The sequence below is a fragment of the Streptomyces sp. NBC_01426 genome (assembly GCF_036231985.1).
GTDB lineage: Bacteria > Actinomycetota > Actinomycetes > Streptomycetales > Streptomycetaceae > Streptomyces.
In genome coordinates this window covers 5,511,561-5,526,437 of record NZ_CP109500.1, presented here as the reverse complement: position 1 = coordinate 5,526,437, position 14,877 = coordinate 5,511,561, and the positions used below count along the sequence as shown (strand labels likewise).

Below are 14,877 nucleotides of genomic sequence, written 5' to 3'. Positions count from 1 at the left end.
AATGGCGGACGACCTCTTCACCCTCGGCGGCCGGACCTTCACCTCCCGCCTGATCATGGGCACCGGCGGCGCCCCCAGCCTGGACGTCCTGGAACGCGCCCTGATCGCCTCCGGCACGGAACTGACCACCGTCGCCATGCGCCGCCTGGACCCCACGGTCCAGGGGTCGGTGCTGTCCGTGCTCACCCGGCTGGGCATCGCGGTCCTGCCGAACACCGCCGGTTGCTTCACGGCCGGCGAGGCCGTGCTGACCGCGCGGCTGGCCCGCGAGGCGCTCGGCACGGACTGGGTCAAGCTCGAAGTCGTGGCCGACGAACGCACCCTGCTCCCGGACGGCGTCGAGCTGCTCGACGCCGCCGAGATCCTGGTCGACGAGGGCTTCACCGTGCTCCCGTACACCAACGACGACCCGGTACTGGCGCGGAAGCTGGAGGACGTGGGCTGCGCGGCGATCATGCCGCTGGGCTCCCCCATCGGTTCCGGCATGGGCATCCGCAACCCGCACAACTTCGAGCTGATCGCGGAACGGGCCGGGGTCCCGGTGATCCTGGACGCGGGCGCCGGCACCGCCTCGGACGCGGCGCTGGCCATGGAGCTGGGGTGCTCCGCCGTCATGCTGGCGTCGGCCGTCACCCGGGCCCAGTCGCCCGCGCTGATGGCGGCCGCCATGCGGGACGCCGTGTCGGCGGGCCGCCTCGCCCACCGCGCGGGACGCATCCCCCAGCGGCGCTTCGCCGAGGCCTCCTCCCCCACCGAGGGCCGCGCCGCCCTCGACCCGGAACGCCCCGCCTTCTAGCCGTTTCAGCCCCGCCGGCCGTGTCGGCCGGGCCGAGCCATCTCAGCCTCGCCGGCGTTTGAGGCGCGGGTCCGGGCGGAGCCCGATGCCCGGCGGAGCCGGGGTCACCTGGGGCTCCGCCCCAGAGACCCCGCGCCTCAAACGCCGGCGAGGCTGAGATGGCAGGCAACCGGCACGTCACAGGTGCGCTGCAACCACCCCCGCCCGCGTCGGCGCACTCCGTGCCGCTCGTAGAATCGCCGGGTGGATACGACCCTGGATGACCCCCTCGTCGGGCGCGTGCTCGACGGCCGCTACCGCGTCGACGCCCGCATCGCGGCCGGCGGCATGGCCACGGTCTACCGGGCCCTCGACACCCGTCTCGACCGGATCCTCGCGCTGAAGGTGATGCACCCGGCCCTGGCCGCCGACGGCGCCTTCGTCGACCGCTTCATCCGTGAGGCGAAGTCCGTGGCCCGGCTCGCCCACCCCAACGTGGTCGCGGTCTTCGACCAGGGGACGGACGGCCCGTACACGTACCTCGCGATGGAGTACGTCTCCGGTTGCACCCTGCGCGACGTGCTCCGCGAGCGCGGCGCGCTGCGGCCCCGGGCCGCCCTCGACATCCTCGAACCGGTCCTGGCCGCCCTCGGCGCCGCCCACCGGGCCGGTTTCGTCCACCGGGACATGAAGCCCGAGAACGTGCTGATCGGCGACGACGGCCGGGTCAAGGTCGCCGACTTCGGTCTGGTGCGCAGTGTGGACTCCGTCACGAACACCACCGGTTCGGTCCTCGGCACCGTCTCCTACCTCGCCCCCGAGCAGATCGAGAACGGGATCACCGACACCCGCGTGGACGTCTACGCCTGCGGTGTGGTCCTGTACGAGATGCTCACGGGCGCCAAGCCGCACACCGGCGGCAGCCCCGCCCAGGTGCTCTACCAGCACCTCAACGAGGACGTGCCGGCCCCGTCGGCCGCCGTCCCCGGGCTGCCCGCCGGTCTCGACGAGCTCGTCGCGCTGGCGGCCGCCCGCAGCCCGGAGCTGCGCCCCTCCGACGCCGCCGCCCTGCTCGGGCTGACGCTCGAAGCCCGCGCCCGGCTGACCGACGCGGAGCTCGACGCCGCGCCGCCGCGGGCCCGGGCCGAGGACCGGCCCGCCTCCGAGGACCGCACCAGCGTGATCGCTCGGCCCGTCACGGCGCAGCAGCCCGTGCACCACACCTCCCGCCTGGAGTCGCCCGCGCCGATCCCGCCCCGGCGTCGGCCGGCGGGAGGCCTGCGGGCGCCCCGTCGCGGGCCGCTCCTGATCGTCGTGGGAATACTGTTGGCCCTCGGTCTGGGGGCCGGCGTCTGGTACATCAACTCCGGGCAGTTCACGAAGGTCCCCAACCTGCTCGGCAAGTCGGAGCAGGAGGCCAGGTCGCAGCTGTCGGCGGCCGGTCTCGGGGTGAAGGGCGTGAACCGGAAGTTCAGCGACGCCTTCGACCGCGGCACCGTCATGAACACCGACCCTCCGGGCGGCAAGCGCATCCGCGGCAACGGCGCCGTGACGATCACCCTGTCCCGCGGCCCCGAGGTCGTGAGCGTGCCGGCGCTGAAGGGCAAGCCCCTGGAGGCGGCGAAGGCGGAGCTGACGGCGGTCGGGCTGGCGCCCGGGATCGTCACCCAGGCGTTCAACGAGGACGTCGCCCAGGGCTCCGTCATCGGCAGCGATCCGGCGGGCGGGGAGAAGCGGGCCCCCGACACGGCGGTGGCGCTCGTCGTCAGCAAGGGCAGCCCGGTCCGGGTGCCGAGCGTCACCGGCCGGTCCGCGGACGAGGCCCGGTCGACCCTGGAGGGTCTCGGCCTGAAGGTGGGCACGGCCGCCGAGCAGGTCAACTCCGCGTCGCCCGCCGGTACGGTCGCCAACCAGTCGATCGGGGCCGGCACCCAGGCCGCCGCGGGCGACACGGTCACCCTGACCCTTTCCAAGGGCCCCCGCCAGGTCCAGGTGCCGGACGTCACCGGCCAGGATGTGGACGCCGCGCGGAAGGCGCTGGAGGGATCGGGCTTCAAGGTGAAGGTGGACCGGCCGTTCCTGTCCTTCAGCAACACCGTGGAGAGCCAGTCCGTGCCGGGCGGCCAGAACGCCGCCGAGGGCAGCACGATCACGATCAAGACCAAGGGGCTGTAGGCACGTGACACGCAATCCGGTGGGTGGGCACGTCCCCGTCGCGGGCGGCCTCGCCTCGGTCGGGCTCGCGTACGCCCGCGAGATGGGCGCCGAGGCCGTCCAGGTCTTCGTGGCCAATCCTCGCGGGTGGGCGACCCCGGTCGGCAACCCGGCGCAGGACGAGTTGTTCCGCGAGGAGTGCGCGCGGGAGTCGATCCCCGCGTACGTGCACGCGCCGTACCTGATCAACTTCGGCTCGCACACCGAGGCGACCGTCGAGAAGTCGGTGGAATCCCTTCGGCACTCGCTGCGCCGGGGTCGGGAGATCGGTGCGCTCGGGGTGGTCGTCCACACCGGTTCCGCCACCGGGGGGCGGCCGCGCGAGGAGGCGTACGCGCAGGTCAGGGAGTACATGCTGCCGCTCTTGGACGAACTGACGCACGACGACGACCCGTTCCTGCTGTTGGAGTCCACGGCCGGTCAGGGGTTCTCCCTGTGCTCGCGCACCTGGGACTTCGGGCCGTACTTCGACGCCCTGGACCACCACCCCAAGCTCGGGATCTGCCTCGACACCTGCCACGTCTTCGCGGCCGGGCACGATCTGGCGGAGACGGGCGGCACCAAGCAGACGCTGGATCTCCTGGTGGAGACGGTGGGTGAGGGCCGGCTGAAACTGGTCCACGCCAACGACTCCAAGGAGGGTGTCGGCGCCCACAAGGACCGGCACGCGAACATCGGCCAGGGGCACATCGGCCGGGAGGCGTTCGCCGAGCTGTTCACCCACGCGGCGATGGACGGGGTGCCGCTGATCATCGAGACGCCGGGCGGCAAGGAAGGTCACGCGGCGGACGTGGCGCTGCTGAAGGAGCTGCGCGGCCCGAGGTGACACACCGGGCGACGACCGCCGGAATACCCCAGGGGGGTATACGGTTCCACGTATCGCGGACCCGTTCCTCAGTCGTTCCCAGGGGGCATTCGATGGACCACGCACACGCACACCACGAGCACCACGGACCCGCCGACCACGCGGACCACCACGACGGCGGGCACGACGGCGGCCACGGCCGGGTCAGTTGGGCGATGGCCGCGAAGGCCACCCTGCACTGCCTCACCGGATGCGCCATCGGCGAGGTGCTGGGCATGATCATCGGCACGGCACTGGGCTGGGGCAACCTGGCCACGATGATCCTGGCGATCGTCCTCGCGTTCTTCTTCGGCTACGCGCTCACCCTGCGCGGGATCCTCGGCGCCGGCGTGGACCTGCGTACGGCCGTCCGGGTGGCACTCGCGGCCGACACCCTCTCGATCGCCGTGATGGAGCTGATCGACAACGGGGTGATCGCCCTGTGGCCGGGCGCCATGGACGCCCACCTCTCGGACCCGCTGTTCTGGATCGTGCTGGCGATCGCGCTCGCGGCCGCTTTCGTGATCACCGCACCGGTCAACAAGTGGATGATCGGCCGGGGCAAGGGCCACGCGGTCGTCCACGCGTACCACCACTGAAGCGCGGCGGTCAGAGCTCCGGGCCGTCCCCCGGCTCCTCCTGGTACGAGTAGCGCTGCTCGCGCCAGGGGTCACCGACGTTGTGGTAGCCCCGCTCCTCCCAGAAACCCCGCCGGTCGGCGGTCATGTACTCGATGCCGCGGACCCACTTGGGGCCCTTCCAGGCGTAGAGGTGCGGGACCACGAGACGCAGGGGGAAACCGTGCTCGGCGGTCAGCAGTTCGCCACCCTGATGGGTGGCGAAGACCGTGCGGTCCGCGCCGAAATCCGCCAATCGCATGTTCGAGCTGAAGCCGTACTCGGCCCACACCATCACGTGCGTGACCTGGGGGGCCGGCGGGGCGAGCGCGAGGACGGTGCGGGCGCGGACGCCACCCCATTCGGCTCCGAGCATGCTGAACTTCGTCACGCAGTGCAGATCGGCCACGACCGACTCGAACGGCAGGGCCGCGAACTCCTCGTGGTTCCAGCAGTGCTTGTCACCGTCGGCCGTCGCGCCGAAGACCCTGAACTCCCAGCGGTCCGGCTTGAACTTGGGGACCGGGCCGTAGTGGGTGACCGGCCAGCCGCGCTGCAACCGTTGCCCCGGAGGAAGCTCGAACTGCTCTGCTCCCGGAGATTCCCGGCTTTCCGGCTGACCCATGAGTCCATGGTGACAGATTGGGCAGGGTGGTCATGACCAGGTCTGGACCGATTCGGGCAAGTCACGGCAACTCCCACTAAGGAGGCACTTACTGGACGCCCCCGGGCGGCGGTGCAAGGATGCGCGCACCTGCCCAGTCACTTAGCTGACATTGCTTGGAAGGAGCCTCTGCGATGCAGGGCGACCCCGAGGTCCTTGAGTTTCTCAACGAGCAGCTGACCGGCGAGCTCACGGCGATCAACCAGTACTGGCTGCACTACCGCATCCAGGACAACAAGGGTTGGACGAAGCTCGCCAACTACACCCGTGCCGAGTCCATCGACGAGATGAAGCACGCGGACAAGATCACCGAGCGCATCCTGATGCTCGACGGTCTGCCCAACTACCAGCGCCTCTTCCACGTCCGCGTGGGCCAGACGCTGACGGAGATGTTCCAGGCGGACCGCCAGGTCGAGGTCGAGGCCATCGACCGCCTCAAGCGCGGCATCGAGGTCATGCGCGGCAAGGGTGACATCACCTCGGCGCGCCTCTTCGAGGAGATCCTGGAGGACGAGGAGCACCACATCGACTACCTCGACACCCAGCTGGAACTGATCGAGAGCATCGGGGAGCCGCTCTACATCGCGCAGCTCATCGAGCAGCCGGAGAGCTGAGCCGAATCGATGCGCTAGGCCGCTTCGGCGAGCTGCGGGTCGACGGCGAGCACGGCCGCCGCGTTGCCCGTCTCCAGCAGTTCGCGGCGCGGGCACGCCCCGCGGCCGAGGATTCCCTGGATGGTCCGCACGCACGAACCGCAGTCCGTGCCGGCCTTGGTCTCCGAGGCGATCTGGCGGGGGGTGCAGGCCCCGGCAGCCGCGTGGTCCTTGACCTGCTTGTCGGTGATCCCGAAACAAGAGCAGACGTACACGCGGTTCACCTCCCTGGCAGGAATGGTTCGGCGAGCCATCCCCTATTCGGTGAGGCTTACCTAACCATACCCAAACTTAGGGTCCCCTAAAAGACCTGGATACGACGGTGGGGCACGGATCACATCGATCCGTGCCCCACCGTCGTAGGAAGCCACCTACTGATCGCGCGTCGCGTCCTACTGGTCGCGGTACATCTCGGCCACCAGGAACGCGAGGTCCAGGGACTGGCTGCGGTTGAGCCGCGGGTCGCAGGCCGTCTCGTAGCGCTGGTGCAGGTCGTCGACGAAGATCTCGTCGCCGCCGCCCACGCACTCGGTGACGTCGTCACCGGTGAGCTCGACGTGGATGCCGCCCGGGTGGGTGCCCAGGGCCTTGTGGACCTCGAAGAAGCCCTTGACCTCGTCGAGCACGTCGTCGAAACGGCGCGTCTTGTGGCCGGAGGCCGCCTCGAAGGTGTTGCCGTGCATCGGGTCGGTGACCCAGGCGACGGTCGCACCGGACGCGGTGACCTTCTCGACCAGCTCGGGGAGCTTGTCGCGGACCTTGTCGGCGCCCATGCGGACGACGAAGGTGAGCCGACCGGGCTCGCGCTCGGGGTCCAGGCGGTCGATGTAGGTCAGCGCCTCGTCCACGGTGGTCGTGGGGCCGAGCTTGATGCCGATCGGGTTGGCGATCCGCGAGCAGAACTCGATGTGCGCGTGGTCCAGCTGGCGGGTGCGCTCACCGATCCAGACCATGTGGCCCGAGGTGTCGTACAGCTTGCCGGTCCGCGAGTCGGTGCGGGTCAGCGCGCCCTCGTAGTCCAGGAGCAGCGCCTCGTGGGAGGCGTAGAACTCGACCGCCTTGAACTCGGCCGGGTCGGTGCCACAGGCCTTCATGAAGTTCAGCGCGTTGTCGATCTCCCGCGCGAGCTGCTCGTAGCGCTGCCCGGACGGGGAGGACCTCACGAAGTCCTGGTTCCAGGCGTGCACCTGGCGCAGGTCGGCGTAGCCACCGGTGGTGAAGGCGCGGACCAGGTTCAGCGTGGAGGCCGACGCGTGGTACATGCGCTTCAGGCGCTCGGGGTCCGGGATCCGGGCCTCTTCGGTGAAGGCGAAGCCGTTGACGGAGTCGCCGCGGTAGGTCGGCAGGGTGATGCCGTCGCGGGTCTCGGTGTCCTTGGAGCGCGGCTTGGAGTACTGGCCGGCGATGCGGCCGACCTTGACGACCGGCACGGAGGCGGCGTACGTCAGGACGGCGCTCATCTGGAGCAGCGTCTTCAGCTTGGCACGGATGTGCTCGGCGGACACGGCGTCGAAGGCCTCGGCACAGTCGCCGCCCTGCAGCAGGAACGCCTCGCCCTTGGCGACGGCTCCCAGACGGGCGCGCAGCTGGTCACACTCACCCGCGAACACGAGCGGAGGATACGATTCGAGGTCCGCGACGACAGCGCGCAGGGCCTCGGCATCGGGGTACGAAGGCTGCTGCGCCGCGGGAAGGTCTCGCCAGGTCGCCTTGGTGGCGGGGGCTTGGGTTTCAGCGTTCACGGTCACCTCGTACACATTACGGCGTCGCACGTCGCGTCCAGCCCGGTGCCCACACCCTGAGACGGATGTCTCTCGGAACGCGACCCGCCCCGCGGACGCTTCGCCTCCGCCGGCGGCGTGGGCTAGGGTCGGCGACATGTACGCGCACTCGAACATGAACTGGTGGTGGCCCGCTTCCGGCGGCCCACTTCTCGCGCGTACGTAGACGACGAACGACGCGAAGGCCGCCCGAGGGGCGGCCTTCGGCGTTTCCGGGCCCGGGCCGGCCCCTCTCACCCCCTCTCTTCCGAGATCTCCGAGAAGGACGCCCGCCCATGGACATCAGCAGACTGCTCGACGACTCCTGCCCGCCGTTCGCCCTGCTGCGCCGCCGCACGCCCGGCCGCGACCACGACACCGTCGAGCTGCTGATCGGCCCGGTCCACACCGCCGAGCGGCTCGCCGACCTGCCCGTCGGGGAACTGCCCACCCTGGCCCTGGTGCCGTTCCGGCAGATCCGGGAGCGCGGTTTCGACGTGCGCGACGACGGCACGCCGCTGAGCGTGCTGGCGGCCGAGGAGGCCTACGAGCTGCCGCTGACGGAGGTGCTCGCCGCGCTGCCGGACCACGAGGTGCGGGTCGAGGACGGCGGCTTCGACGTCCCGGACGCGCGGTACGCGGCGACCGTGGAGCGCGTCATCGAGGACGAGATCGGGCGCGGCGAGGGCGCGAACTTCGTCATCCGGCGCACCTACGAGGGGCGGATCGAGGGCTTCGGGCGGGCGGACGCCCTGGCCCTGTTCCGGCGCCTGCTGGTGGGCGAGCGGGGCGCTTACTGGACGTACGTCGTGCACACCGGGGAGCGCACGCTGGTGGGGGCCAGCCCGGAGGTGCACGTGCGCATGTCCGGCGGCACGGTCGTGATGAACCCGATCAGCGGGACGTACCGGTATCCGGCGCAGGGCCCCACGGTCGATTCGCTGCTCGCCTTCCTCGGCGACCGCAAGGAGACCGAGGAACTGTCGATGGTCGTCGACGAGGAACTCAAGATGATGTGCACGGTCGGCGACCGGGGCGGGGTGGTCGTCGGGCCCCGGCTGAAGGAGATGGCCCACCTCGCGCACACCGAGTACGAGCTGCGCGGCCGCTCCTCGCTGGACGTGCGCGAGGTGCTCCGGGAGACCATGTTCGCGGCGACGGTGACGGGCTCGCCGGTGCAGAACGCCTGCCGGGTGATCGAGCGTTACGAGAGCGGTGGCCGGGGCTACTACGCGGGCGCGCTGGCCCTGCTGGGCACGGACGCCGCCGGGGCGCAGACCCTGGACTCGCCGATCCTGATCCGCACGGCCGACATCGCGCCCGACGGGACCCTGCGCGTCCCGGTCGGGGCAACGCTGGTGCGGCACTCCGACCCGGCGGGCGAGGTGGCCGAGACGCACGCGAAGGCGGCCGGGGTGCTGGCCGCGCTGGGGGTGCGGGCGCCCGCACCGCGCCCCGCGGCGACCGGGGGGCCGCTCGCGGGCGATCCCCGGGTGCAGGCGGCCCTCGCCGCGCGGCGGGCCGACCTGGCGCCGTTCTGGCTGCGGATGCAGGAGCGGCCGGCCGCGGCGCCGGGCCACGCGCTGGTGGTGGACGGCGAGGACACCTTCACGGCGATGCTGGCGCACGTGCTGCGGGTGACCGGCCTGGAGGTGACCGTGCGCCGCTACGACGACCCCGGGCTGCGGGCGACGGCCCTGGCCTGGGAGGGGCCGGTCGTCCTGGGCCCGGGACCGGGGAACCCGGCGGACGCGTCCGACCCGAAGATGCGGACGTTGCGCGCGCTGGCGGCGGAGCTGCTGGCGGGGCACCGGCACGGGCTGTTGGGCGTGTGTCTGGGGCACGAGCTGTTGGCCGCCGAGCTGGGTCTCCCGCTGGTCCGCAAGGCGGAGCCGGCGCAGGGGGCGCAGACCCGCATCGACCTGTTCGGGGCGTCCGAGGTGGTCGGGTTCTACAACACGTACACCGCGCACTGCCCGGCGGAGCTCGCGGAGCGGCTGGCGCTGCGCGGGGTCGAGGTCGCGCGGGACCCGGGGACGGGCGAGGTGCACGCGCTGCGGTCGGCGGCGGGCTTCGCGGGGGTGCAGTTCCACCCGGAGTCGGTGCTCACCCTGCGCGGGGCGGAGCTGCTGCGCGACCTGCTGACGGGCGTACGGACGGCCGCCCCGGCCTGAGGGCCCGGGTGTCGGCGGCGGGGTCGGGCGACGGCCCCGCCGCCGACGGGGCGGCCGGCGCGGCCCGGGGCGACGGGGCGTTCACGGCGACAGGGTGTTCTCGGAGCGGCGACCGGCCAGGTAGTCCTGCACGTTCGCGAGGGTGGCGTCGATGATCTGGCCCACCGCGTCGTGGGTGTAGTACGCCTGGTGCGAGGTCACCACCACGTTCGGGAAGGTGATCAGCCGGGCGAGGGTGTCGTCCTCCACGGCTTCCAGGGAGCGGTCCATGAAGAACAGTCCGGCCTCCGCCTCGTACACGTCCAGGCCGACGCCCGCGAACCGCCCCGCCCGGAGTTCGTCCACCAGAGCCTCCGTGTCCACCAGTGCGCCCCGGCTGGAGTTGACCAGGATCGCGTCGTCCTTCATCAGCCGCAGCGCCGCGCCGTCGACGATGTGCCGCGTCGCGTCGAGCAGCGGGACGTGCAGGCTGATCAGGTCCGACTCGACGAACAGCGTGTCCTTGTCCACGTACTTCATGCCGAGGTCCACGCAGGCCGGGTTCGGGGTCACGTCCCAGCCCAGCAGGTTCATGCCGAAGCCGTGCGCGATCCGGGTGAAGGCCTCGCCGATCTTCCCGGTGCCGAGGACACCGACGGTGCGGCCGCGCATGTCACGGCCCATCAGTCCGTTGAGGCGGAAGTCGAAGTCCCGGGTGCGGTTCGAGGCCCGGACGATGCTGCGGTTGACGGCCATCGCGAGGGTCCAGGCGAACTCGGCCACCGAGAACGGGGAGTAGTAGGAGACGCGGCTGACGGCCAGGCCGAGTTCCCGGGCCGCGTCGAGGTCGATGTTGTTGAAGCCGGTGGAGCGTTGGGCGATCATCCGGGTGCCGCCGTCGGCCAGGATCCGCAGGACCCGCCCGCCGAGGTCGGCGTTGACACTGGAGGAGACGATCTCGTACCCGGCTGCGATGGGGGCGGTGTCCTCGCTCAGGAACACGTCCAGGCAGCGCACCTCGTGCCGGCCGGCGAACGCCTTCTCCATGAGCGGCTTCTCGTCCGTCTGCACCCCGAAGGCGAGGATCTCCACGTTCGCTCCCGTCCCGCGTCGTCGCCCGCATCGGATCATGGGCCCTTTGTCACGATACGACCCATGATCCGCACATGCGCTCCGGCTCAGCCGAAGAAGACGCCGGCTTCCGCGTAGAGCGCCGGGTCCACCGTCTTGAGCTTCGACGTGGCCTCCAGGATCGGCACCCGGACGATGTCCGTCCCCTTCAGCGCCACCATCTTGCCGAAGTCTCCGTCGCGCACCGCGTCGACGGCGTGCAGCCCGAAGCGCGTGGCCAGCCAGCGGTCGAAGGCGCTGGGCGTGCCGCCGCGCTGGACGTGTCCGAGGACCGTCGTACGGGCCTCCTTGCCGGTCCGCGCCTCGATCTCCTTGGCGAGCCACTCCCCGACGCCCGACAGCCGCACGTGCCCGAAGGAGTCCGTCGTGGCGTCCTTGAGCACCAGCTCGCCGTCCGCGGGCATGGCGCCCTCGGCGACGACCACGATCGGGGCGTAGCTCGCCTTGAAGCGGGAGGTGACCCAGGCGCAGACCTGGTCCACGTCGAAGCGCTGCTCGGGAACGAGGATGACGTTGGCTCCGCCGGCCAGGCCGGAGTGGAGGGCGATCCAGCCCGCGTGGCGCCCCATGACCTCGACGACCAGCACCCGCATGTGCGACTCGGCGGTGGTGTGGAGCCGGTCGATGGCCTCGGTGGCGATGCCGACGGCCGTGTCGAAGCCGAAGGTGTAGTCGGTGCCCGAGAGGTCGTTGTCGATGGTCTTCGGCACGCCCACGCAGGGGATGCCGTACTCCTCGTACAGCTGGGCGGCCACCCCGAGGGTGTCCTCGCCGCCGATCGTGACGAGGGCGTCGACCTCGAACTTCGCGAGGTTCTCCTTGATCTGGCGGAGGCCGTTCTCCAGCTTGAACGGGTTGGTGCGCGAGGAGCCGAGGATGGTCCCGCCGCGCGGCAGGATCCCGCGCACGGCCGGGATGTCGAGCGGGATCGTGTCGCCCGTGACCGCGCCGCGCCAGCCGTCCTTGAAGCCGAGGAACTCGTACTGGTACTCCTGCACGCCCTTGCGGACGACGGCCCGGATGACCGCGTTGAGACCGGGGCAGTCTCCGCCGCCCGTCAGCACTCCGACCTTCATGGAATCTCCCTTCGGCAAAGGACCCACTGAGCCCAATGAGCCCGCACGACCGTCACGCTAGTGGTGACTCAGGTCACGGCAAGATGCCGGGAAGAAGCAATTCCGGTGGATTTCAAGGGGGTTACCGCACACCCGTTCACTCGAACGGGGACCACGCGCGAGGGGGCCGCGTGTACGAGGCCCCGTGCACGGGACTACGCGTCGTCCAGGCCGCGCTCTATGGCGTACCGGACGAGCTCCACCCGGTTGTGCAGTTGCAGTTTGCCCAGGGTGTTCTGGACGTGGTTCTGCACCGTGCGGTGGGAGATGACCAGCCGCTCCGCGATCTGCTTGTACGAGAGCCCCTTGGCCACCAGGCGCAGCACCTCGGTCTCCCGGTCGGTCAGCTGCGGGGCCTTGGGCTCGTTGGCGGCGGCCGGCGCCGGGTCGGTGGCCAGCCGGCGGTACTCGCCGAGGACGAGACCGGCGAGGCCGGGGGTGAACACGGGGTCGCCCGCGGCCGTGCGGCGGACGGCGTCGATGAGTTCCGCGGCCCCGGCGGACTTCAGCAGGTAGCCGGTCGCGCCCGACTTCACCGCTTCCAGGACGTCGGCGTGCTCGCCGCTCGCGGAGAGCACGAGCACGCGCAGGGCCGGGTCGGCGCCGACCAGTTCCTTGCAGACCCGCACGCCGGGCATGCCGGGCAGGTTGAGGTCGAGGACCAGGACGTGCGGGGCGGCGGCGTTGGCGCGGCGGACCGCCTCCGGGCCGTCGCCGGCGGTGGCCACGACGTCGAAGCCGGCGGCGGCCAGGTCGCGGGCGACCGCGTCCCGCCACATCGGGTGGTCGTCGACGACCATCACCTTGATGGAGCTGAGCTCACTGGGCTCGTTGGGCTCGGTCACTGGGTTCTCCCCCTCGGTACTTTCAGTTCCACTTCGGTGCCCTGTCCGGGAACGGACACCAGCTCGGCGGTGCCGCCGAGATCGCGCAGTCGGCCCCGGATCGACAGGGCGACGCCCATCCGGCCCTCGCCCTCCGCCTGGTCCAGTCGGCCGGCCGGGATGCCGGGGCCGTCGTCGCGAACGGTGACGATGACCTCGTCGCCCCAGTCCTCGACCAGGATCCAGGCCCGGGCGCCCTCCCCCGCGTGCTTGCGCACGTTGTCGAGGGCGGCGCCGACCGCCGCCGCCAGCTCCCGCGCCGCGGGCGCCGGGAGCGGCACCGGGGTGCCCGGCTCGGCGAAGCTCACCCTGGAGCCGGCGTGGGGGGCGAGGAGGCCGCGCAGGTCCAGCTCGCCGTTCCCGGCGGCCGGCTCCTCTTCGTCGTAGGAGTCCACGAGCGCGCCGAGCGACTCGTCGCGGGAGATCCGGGAGGTGGGCACGAGCCCGCTGGAGACCAGGGTGCGCAGCGCCACCTCCTGCTCCCCCGCCATCCGGCCCAGGTCGGCCGCCTCGCCGCCCAGTTCGGTGCCGCGCCGTTGGACCATCGCGAGGACCTGGAGGACCCCGTCGTGGATGTCGCGGGCCAGGCGCTCGCGTTCGCGGGTGGCGGCCTCGATCTCCAGGGCGCGGGCCAGGGTGGCCTCACTGGCCCGGGCGACCTCGACCACGTAGCCGATGGCGATGGAGGCGACCCAGACCAGCAGGACGTTGTGGAGGGTGTCGCGGGTGGGGTCGCCGCCGTGGACCACGATGTTGGCGGCGGCCACGAAGGTGGAGGCGAAGCCGGCCCAGCGCCAGCCGCCCTTGATGGCGAAGGCGAGGACCGAGCCGGCCGTCCAGATACTGGGGAGGGTGGGGCCGCCGCCCGCGATCCGCTCCGCGGTGTCGGCGAGCGGGGTGAGGAGGATCCCGGCGATCGCGACGCCGAGGTCGGCGCCGAGGAAGGGCTTGGTGCAGCTCGCCGCGTTGGCCACCCGGCGGTGGGTGGCCAACGTCCAGACGGTGAGGACCGCGAGGTAGCCGATCGCGACGCCGGGGTGGTCGAACTCCTTGTACGCGGAGGCGAACAGCAGCACCGCGTAGACCATGGTCAGCAGCCGGTAGCCCGTCAGGGCCCGCCACAGCGGCTGCTCGACCGACATGCGCACGACGCGCTCGCGCTTCGCCATCTCCCCCACCCCGTACGGGCGGTGTCGCCCGCCCCGCTACTCCGCGCCCTGCTCGCCCTTGTCGTTCTTGTCCGTCTTCTCGGCCTTGGCGGCCTTCTCGGCGTCCGCGATCTGCCGCTTGGCGGCCGTCGCGTAGATGTCGACGTACTCCTGGCCCGAGAGCTTCATGATCTCGTACATGACCTCGTCGGTCACCGAGCGCAGGATGAACCGGTCGCCGTCCATGCCGTGGTAGCGGCTGAAGTCCAGCGGCTTGCCGATCCGGATGCCGGGGCGCATCAGCTTCGGCATCACCTTGCCGGGAGGCTGGATCTTCTCGGTGTCGATCATCGCGACCGGGATCACCGGGGCTCCGGTGGCGAGGGCCACCCGGGCCAGGCCGCCGGGCTTGCCCCGGTAGAGGCGGCCGTCGGGTGAACGCGTCCCCTCCGGGTAGATACCGAACAGCTCTCCGCGTTCGATGACGTCGATGCCGCTCTTGATGGCGGCCTCGCCGGCACCGCGCGCGCCGGAACGGTCCACCGGGAGCTGGCCGACGCCCTTGAAGAAGGCGGCCGTCAGCTTGCCCTTGACGCCGGGGGAGGTGAAGTACTCCGCCTTCGCGATGAAGGTCACCTTCCGGTCGAGCACGGCCGGAAGGAAGAAGGAGTCCGAGAAGGACAGGTGGTTGCTCGCGAGGATCGCCGGCCCCTCAGCGGGAATGTTTTCGAGGCCCTCCACCCACGGCCTGAAGGCGAGCTTCAGGGAACCGCCGATCGAGAACTTCATTGCGCCGTAGATCAACTCGAAAGCCTTCCTGTGTCTGTCGAACAGACCTTATCCCCTGGCTCCGCCGGGAGCGGTCCTACGACCCTGGTCGGTACCACCCCGGTCGCGTACGGTGAAGTCACACAGCGCT

General features: G+C 71.2%; 14 protein-coding genes. 6 read left to right on the top strand and 8 right to left on the bottom strand.

The window, feature by feature from the left end; translation table 11 throughout:
* Nucleotide 1 precedes the first annotated feature (1 nt).
* From OG906_RS24530 to OG906_RS24515, 4 genes are all read left to right on the top strand, one after another.
* Nucleotides 2-796 (top strand): thiazole synthase, encoded by a 795-nt coding sequence (locus OG906_RS24530; RefSeq protein WP_267801170.1) that lies wholly within the window; start codon nucleotides 2-4, stop codon nucleotides 794-796.
* 243 nt (nucleotides 797-1,039) lie between these two features.
* On the top strand, nucleotides 1,040-2,950 hold the full coding sequence (gene pknB, locus OG906_RS24525; RefSeq protein WP_329445791.1) for a Stk1 family PASTA domain-containing Ser/Thr kinase: 1,911 nt from the start codon (nucleotides 1,040-1,042) through the stop codon (nucleotides 2,948-2,950).
* 4 nt (nucleotides 2,951-2,954) lie between these two features.
* Nucleotides 2,955-3,815, top strand: a complete 861-nt coding sequence (locus OG906_RS24520) for a deoxyribonuclease IV (RefSeq protein WP_329445789.1) — start codon at nucleotides 2,955-2,957, stop codon at nucleotides 3,813-3,815.
* Nucleotides 3,816-3,907: 92 nt separating this feature from the next.
* Nucleotides 3,908-4,432, top strand: coding sequence for a DUF4396 domain-containing protein (locus tag OG906_RS24515; protein WP_329445787.1), 525 nt, complete (start codon nucleotides 3,908-3,910; stop codon nucleotides 4,430-4,432).
* Between the two features lie 10 nt (nucleotides 4,433-4,442).
* Here the strand turns inward: OG906_RS24515 and OG906_RS24510 are convergent, their stop codons facing one another.
* Nucleotides 4,443-5,075, bottom strand: a complete 633-nt coding sequence (locus OG906_RS24510; RefSeq protein WP_329445785.1) for a sulfite oxidase-like oxidoreductase — start codon at nucleotides 5,073-5,075, stop codon at nucleotides 4,443-4,445.
* A 173-nt stretch (nucleotides 5,076-5,248) separates the two neighbouring features.
* Here OG906_RS24510 and bfr point away from each other — a divergent pair, with 173 nt between their 5' ends.
* Nucleotides 5,249-5,728 (top strand): bacterioferritin, encoded by a 480-nt coding sequence (gene bfr / locus OG906_RS24505; RefSeq protein ID WP_053676038.1) that lies wholly within the window; start codon nucleotides 5,249-5,251, stop codon nucleotides 5,726-5,728.
* A 14-nt stretch (nucleotides 5,729-5,742) separates the two neighbouring features.
* Here the strand turns inward: bfr and OG906_RS24500 are convergent, their stop codons facing one another.
* Both OG906_RS24500 and OG906_RS24495 read right to left on the bottom strand, forming a co-directional pair.
* Entirely contained in the window at nucleotides 5,743-5,982 is a 240-nt protein-coding gene (locus OG906_RS24500) for a (2Fe-2S)-binding protein (protein WP_267801165.1), read from the bottom strand.
* A 177-nt stretch (nucleotides 5,983-6,159) separates the two neighbouring features.
* Nucleotides 6,160-7,515, bottom strand: coding sequence for a class II 3-deoxy-7-phosphoheptulonate synthase (locus OG906_RS24495; protein WP_267801164.1), 1,356 nt, complete (start codon nucleotides 7,513-7,515; stop codon nucleotides 6,160-6,162).
* Between the two features lie 308 nt (nucleotides 7,516-7,823).
* Here OG906_RS24495 and OG906_RS24490 point away from each other — a divergent pair, with 308 nt between their 5' ends.
* Nucleotides 7,824-9,701 (top strand): anthranilate synthase family protein, encoded by a 1,878-nt coding sequence (locus tag OG906_RS24490; RefSeq protein ID WP_329445781.1) that lies wholly within the window; start codon nucleotides 7,824-7,826, stop codon nucleotides 9,699-9,701.
* Between the two features lie 81 nt (nucleotides 9,702-9,782).
* On the opposite strand, the gene OG906_RS24485 is transcribed toward OG906_RS24490, so the two are convergent.
* The 5 genes from OG906_RS24485 to OG906_RS24465 all read right to left on the bottom strand — a co-directional run bounded on the left by OG906_RS24485 (nucleotide 9,783) and on the right by OG906_RS24465 (nucleotide 14,747).
* Nucleotides 9,783-10,772, bottom strand: coding sequence for a 2-hydroxyacid dehydrogenase (locus OG906_RS24485; protein WP_329445779.1), 990 nt, complete (start codon nucleotides 10,770-10,772; stop codon nucleotides 9,783-9,785).
* An 86-nt stretch (nucleotides 10,773-10,858) separates the two neighbouring features.
* Nucleotides 10,859-11,887 carry a 6-phosphofructokinase gene (locus OG906_RS24480; protein WP_329445778.1) on the bottom strand — a complete coding sequence of 343 codons (1,029 nt, stop codon included), beginning with the start codon at nucleotides 11,885-11,887 and terminating at the stop codon, nucleotides 10,859-10,861.
* A gap of 194 nt (nucleotides 11,888-12,081) precedes the next feature.
* The gene (locus OG906_RS24475) at nucleotides 12,082-12,726 is read right to left on the bottom strand and encodes a response regulator (protein ID WP_267803546.1); all 645 of its coding nucleotides are present in this window, start codon (nucleotides 12,724-12,726) and stop codon (nucleotides 12,082-12,084) included.
* Between the two features lie 41 nt (nucleotides 12,727-12,767).
* Nucleotides 12,768-13,979: a MacS family sensor histidine kinase gene (gene macS / locus OG906_RS24470; protein ID WP_329445776.1), complete on the bottom strand. Its 1,212-nt coding sequence runs from the start codon at nucleotides 13,977-13,979 to the stop codon at nucleotides 12,768-12,770.
* Between the two features lie 36 nt (nucleotides 13,980-14,015).
* Entirely contained in the window at nucleotides 14,016-14,747 is a 732-nt protein-coding gene (locus tag OG906_RS24465) for a lysophospholipid acyltransferase family protein (protein ID WP_329448122.1), read from the bottom strand.
* Between the last annotated feature and the right edge of the window lie 130 nt (nucleotides 14,748-14,877).

What these genes read in the sequence shown, in the direction of transcription:
- OG906_RS24475 (WP_267803546.1), bottom strand. Translation starts at nt 12,726, where the DNA reads ATGGTCGTCGACGACCACCCGATGTGGCGGGACGCGGTCGCCCGCGAC.
- OG906_RS24515 (WP_329445787.1), top strand. Translation starts at nt 3,908, where the DNA reads ATGGACCACGCACACGCACACCACGAGCACCACGGACCCGCCGACCAC.
- OG906_RS24510 (WP_329445785.1), bottom strand. Translation starts at nt 5,075, where the DNA reads ATGGGTCAGCCGGAAAGCCGGGAATCTCCGGGAGCAGAGCAGTTCGAG.
- OG906_RS24480 (WP_329445778.1), bottom strand. Translation starts at nt 11,887, where the DNA reads ATGAAGGTCGGAGTGCTGACGGGCGGCGGAGACTGCCCCGGTCTCAAC.
- bfr (WP_053676038.1), top strand. Translation starts at nt 5,249, where the DNA reads ATGCAGGGCGACCCCGAGGTCCTTGAGTTTCTCAACGAGCAGCTGACC.
- OG906_RS24465 (WP_329448122.1), bottom strand. Translation starts at nt 14,747, where the DNA reads ATGAAGTTCTCGATCGGCGGTTCCCTGAAGCTCGCCTTCAGGCCGTGG.
- OG906_RS24490 (WP_329445781.1), top strand. Translation starts at nt 7,824, where the DNA reads ATGGACATCAGCAGACTGCTCGACGACTCCTGCCCGCCGTTCGCCCTG.
- OG906_RS24530 (WP_267801170.1), top strand. Translation starts at nt 2, where the DNA reads ATGGCGGACGACCTCTTCACCCTCGGCGGCCGGACCTTCACCTCCCGC.
- macS (WP_329445776.1), bottom strand. Translation starts at nt 13,979, where the DNA reads ATGGCGAAGCGCGAGCGCGTCGTGCGCATGTCGGTCGAGCAGCCGCTG.